This window comes from Vibrio sp. Y176 (genome assembly GCF_033438945.1).
On record NZ_JAWOQS010000030.1, the window covers coordinates 1 to 4,165 of the forward strand.

Annotated in this window: 6 protein-coding genes; 5 read left to right on the forward strand and 1 reads right to left on the reverse strand. The window is 40.4% G+C overall.

Going from position 1 to position 4,165, the window contains the following annotated elements; genetic code table 11:
• Positions 1-91: 91 nt before the first annotated feature.
• From R7O13_RS23615 to R7O13_RS23625, 3 genes are all read left to right on the forward strand, one after another.
• Positions 92-628 (forward strand): nucleotidyltransferase family protein, encoded by a 537-nt coding sequence (locus R7O13_RS23615; protein ID WP_025769035.1) that lies wholly within the window; start codon positions 92-94, stop codon positions 626-628.
• 103 nt (positions 629-731) lie between these two features.
• Complete coding sequence (locus R7O13_RS23620; RefSeq protein ID WP_206225557.1) at positions 732-1,250, forward strand: hypothetical protein; 519 nt, start codon at positions 732-734, stop codon at positions 1,248-1,250.
• Positions 1,251-1,393: 143 nt separating this feature from the next.
• Positions 1,394-1,774, forward strand: a complete 381-nt coding sequence (locus R7O13_RS23625; protein WP_277436106.1) for a hypothetical protein — start codon at positions 1,394-1,396, stop codon at positions 1,772-1,774.
• Between the two features lie 206 nt (positions 1,775-1,980).
• Here the strand turns inward: R7O13_RS23625 and R7O13_RS23630 are convergent, their stop codons facing one another.
• Entirely contained in the window at positions 1,981-2,283 is a 303-nt protein-coding gene (locus R7O13_RS23630; protein ID WP_318304791.1) for a hypothetical protein, read from the reverse strand.
• 255 nt (positions 2,284-2,538) lie between these two features.
• Here R7O13_RS23630 and R7O13_RS23635 point away from each other — a divergent pair, with 255 nt between their 5' ends.
• Complete coding sequence (locus tag R7O13_RS23635; RefSeq protein ID WP_318304792.1) at positions 2,539-3,069, forward strand: hypothetical protein; 531 nt, start codon at positions 2,539-2,541, stop codon at positions 3,067-3,069.
• 147 nt (positions 3,070-3,216) lie between these two features.
• Entirely contained in the window at positions 3,217-3,882 is a 666-nt protein-coding gene (locus tag R7O13_RS23640) for an AbiV family abortive infection protein (protein WP_213971168.1), read from the forward strand.
• Positions 3,883-4,165: the final 283 nt, after the last annotated feature.

Consider the following 4,165-nt stretch of genomic DNA (forward strand, 5'->3'; position numbering starts at 1 on the left):
CTATGCATTGCGTTTAGTGTTTAAGGTGGTGTGCGGGAGCTCGGTATTGCGTTGCTCACACCTTAACAGGGCGTTATGGCGCAGGGCGAAAATGGACGAAATCGTAGAATTAATAAAACGTGACCCAATACGGACTGAGGCACTAAATCATGTGTCTCTGCTGAACCTACCTCAGTGTTATATAGCAGCGGGTTTCGTGCGAAATTTAGTTTGGGACTCGTTACATGGGTTTGAATCTACGACTGCTTTGAATGACGTTGATGTGATTTACTTTGATCTTAATGAATCGAATCCTAATGCCTATCTGGGTTATGAAGAGTACTTGAAAGGTTGTATGCCTGAGCTTAATTGGCAAGTTCGAAATCAAGCTCAAATGCATGAACGTAATGGTGATGAACCTTATCAAAGTTCAGTGGATGCCATGAGCTACTGGCCTGAAAAAGAAACTGCCGTTGGCGTTCGTCAAACAGGTGTGAATCAATATGAAGTTGTATCAGCATTTGGGTTCGAATCTTTATTTGGCTACTGCATCACGCATAATCCGAAAAGGTCACGAGCAATATTTGAAAATCGTGTAAATTCGAAAGGGTGGTTAGTTAGGTGGCCATCTTTGAGAGTTGCGCCATAACAAAGCATTTAAGAGTGATTCGCAACGCTTGGCAGTTTCGCTTCGCTCAAGTATAGCCAAGCGCCGCTCACACCTTAATGCGGCGTTATGCATCAGGAGTGTTATGAAGTCAGAACCTGAAACTATGGAACTTGCGGAGTTTCTTAGGGAATTTAACAAAGAGAGTGATCGTGGTGCTGCTTTAAATGCTGCTGCGGTATTAGATGACTGGTTAGGTAATATCCTTGGAGAGTTTTTTGCTGATAATAAATCAGGAAAAGACCTTATATCTGGGTTTAACGCACCACTAGGTACTTTTTCCGCAAAAGCAACAGCAGCGCATGCCCTTGGCTTAATTCAAGATAATGAGTTTCGAGAAATAACTCTTATCCGTAAAATCCGAAATGAGTTTGGTCATAGTTGGCGTGGTGTTAGCTTTGACTCTGAAAAAGTAGCACATTTGGTTAGTCAATTACCTTGGTGTGGTCCTTCAGAGTTCGAGGAAAATTCGACACCTAGAGAACGTTTTAACTCAGTCATTGCTATATTGCTTGCCGATCTCATGTGGCGATCTAGGTTAGTCAAAAAAGAGCAAAGGGTAGTCAAGTCATGGTCTAATAAAGTCCGTGAAAATGATGCATAACAATCTGTTTAAGAGTGATTCGCAACGCGTGGCATTTTCAATATGCGCTGGTTTTAGTGATTAAGGTGGTATGCGGGAGCTTCGGTATTGCGTTGCTCACACCTTAACAGGGCGTTAAATGCAATCGAAAAATTGGAGAGTATATGGATATTTTGACAGCGTTAAAAAATGTTGAAGCACTTGCAAATGGAATCGATCCGATTTCAGGTGAAGTTTTATCTGAATGTTCACCTTATAATAATCCGGAAGTTATACGGTCTTTGTTTACAGTTATTGGGGCAGTGAAGCAGCCAAAGAAAGGTAAAAAATCAGTTGAGCAGAAACAGGAAGAAAATATTTCAAAAGGTCTTCCTAAGAATGCTGGGCTCCCTTGGTCTGAAGAAGAGCGCGAAAAGTTAGTCCACGCATTTAGTTCAAATACATCAATTGACGAACTATCAAAAATTCATGATCGTACAAGTGGTGCAATTACCTCCGAACTAAAAAAACAAGGGTTAATTGAAGAGTTTGAAACTAGCATTTAACAAACTGTTTAAGAGTGATTCGCAACGCGTGGCATTTTTACTATGCGTTGTGTTTAGTGCTTAAGGTGGTATGCGGCGACTTCTGCATTGCGTTGCTCACACCTTAACAGGGCGTTAGTCGCCAGAAAAAGCTAGCAATCAAAATCATGTTTCTAAGCTTAGAATTTGTCGAATGATCGTTTGATACGCAGATGCGTCGTCGATGGTCATAACTCAGTTTCAACTGTTTCAAGTCCAAAGTTTTGTAACTGTCCTAGCGGTTGTTTTGTTCTTTGGTGCTGACAGTGCAGGGCAATCGAGAGTCGGTTTTTGGTTGCAACTCCACTCGGTGAGTTTGTTGGTACAAAAGCCGATTTACTCGCTGAAATGACGTTTTCTCTGGTGTTGTAAGTTCCACGTGGTTTCAGTGACTTCGTTGAAAGTCCGCACTGTGAGATTAGCTTTCCAAAAGCGCCTTTTGGTGTTGTCAGTTCGTTTTCTGCGGTGTTGTTTGTTCCAAGTGGTTTCATTGAGTAGCCGCTTTGAGACTACGCCTGACTTAAGTGCATCAAAGTACATAAAGTTTGTTGTTCGCAAAGTTTAGTTTGGCTTAAAATTGTCGCTCGGTGCCTCGCGACTAACAAACTGTTTAAGAGTGATTCGCAACGCGTGGCATTTTTACTATGCGTTGGTTTTAGTGTTTAAGGTGGTATGCGGCAGCTTCGGTATTGCGTCGCTCACACCTTAACAGGGCGTTAGCTGCTTTACGTACTAGGTAAGAAAAAGTGATTGAATCAAGATATTGGAAAGAAGATTTACTTGAGTATGTTAAAAAATTTAAGCCTGTTCTGAATCCGCCTAGATATTCAGAAAAAAGGCAGGTTAATTTCGAAAAACAGGTCATTATTTCATTATTCATGGTCAGAAAACTCTCTGAAAACCATAAGTTATCTTCAAAAACACTTAAAAAGCAATTTGAGGTATATTCATATCGTTGTATCAAATCTGTGAACAATCGTAATTTTGCGAATATCGCAGAACTCTATGATTACAGCTCAGAAACTAAGCAAACTAAAAACGTTCAGTTTATTTCTAACCAATTAATTCACGGTCAAGCTATGTACGCATATCGTGACGAAACTAGAAATTGGCATGGTGTTTTTACGTGCTCTGATTTTGAACGGAATAAGTATATCTATAGAATTCCAACGTCAACGATCATCGATATTTTAGATACAGCAGCAAACGACTACCCTGAAATGATGAGTTATCGTTTTTGTAATAAGAAAAATGACTATATCGTAGAAACTAATTGAACACGCAGCTAACAAAGCGTTTAAGACGGATTCCCAACGCTCGGCATTTTAGGTTTGATTCGGCTTTAGTGTCTACGGCACAATGGTTTAGGCAGGTGGTAGCGTTGCTCACCACTTAACGCGGCGTTATAACTCATAGGAGTACACTTGAGTAAGAATTTGAAACAGTGGAAAAATACACTCAGCACAAGTGAGATTGCTGATGGGATGAATTTTGCTCAACAAAACGCTAATCGGCTATTGAGCGATGCTGAAAAACTGTTTGAACTTGAAAGCTATCCGACGGCTTACTCCATAGCTGTTTTAGCAATTGAAGAGGCTGGAAAAATTTCAATCCTACGTGAGTTAGCAGTCGCAAGAGATGGAAAAGAAGTCAAAGACGCTTGGAAAGCTTATCGGACTCATACCAAAAAGAATGTGATGTACGTATTTCCTTTGTTGGTCGCAAATGGTTGTAAAAAACTCCGTGATTTCGGAGGTATTTATTCCGAAGAAAACGATTTTCCAGCGCTATTGGACGATTTAAAGCAAGTTGGCTTTTATACAGACTGCTTGGGCCAAAAACGTTGGTCTGTTCCTAGTCAGGTCATCGACAAAGAAGCAGCTAAAAATATTCTGAGAATTGCTCGTACTTTGTGTGAGCATAGAACATATACGCAAAAAGAAGTAGAGCTTTGGGTTAAACACATCAAACCTGTGTGGAATTCTTCAATGCCAGAAATGCAACTAGCTTTAAAAGCATGGTTCAATGAAATGCTCAATGAAGGTTTAGCGAAAGAGTCTAATATTTCCTTCGAAGATTTTGTGGGCTAAATGAGTTATAACAAAGCGTTTAAGGCAGATTCGCAACGCGTGGCATTTTTGGTTTAAATCGGCTTTAGTGTTTACGGTGTAATGATTTAAGCTGGGTTGTAGCGTTGCTCACTACTTAACGCGGCGTTATGTACCTAAGGGGTAACTGGAATTATGAGTGATTTTGTTCGTAAGGTTGGTGAAAACTGGAGTCAGATTGGTGCTGGCGCTAGTATAAAACGTCAATCAGCTGGTGCGACGAATCATGTTTTTCGTATCCAATCCTCAGAGACTTATTATCTTA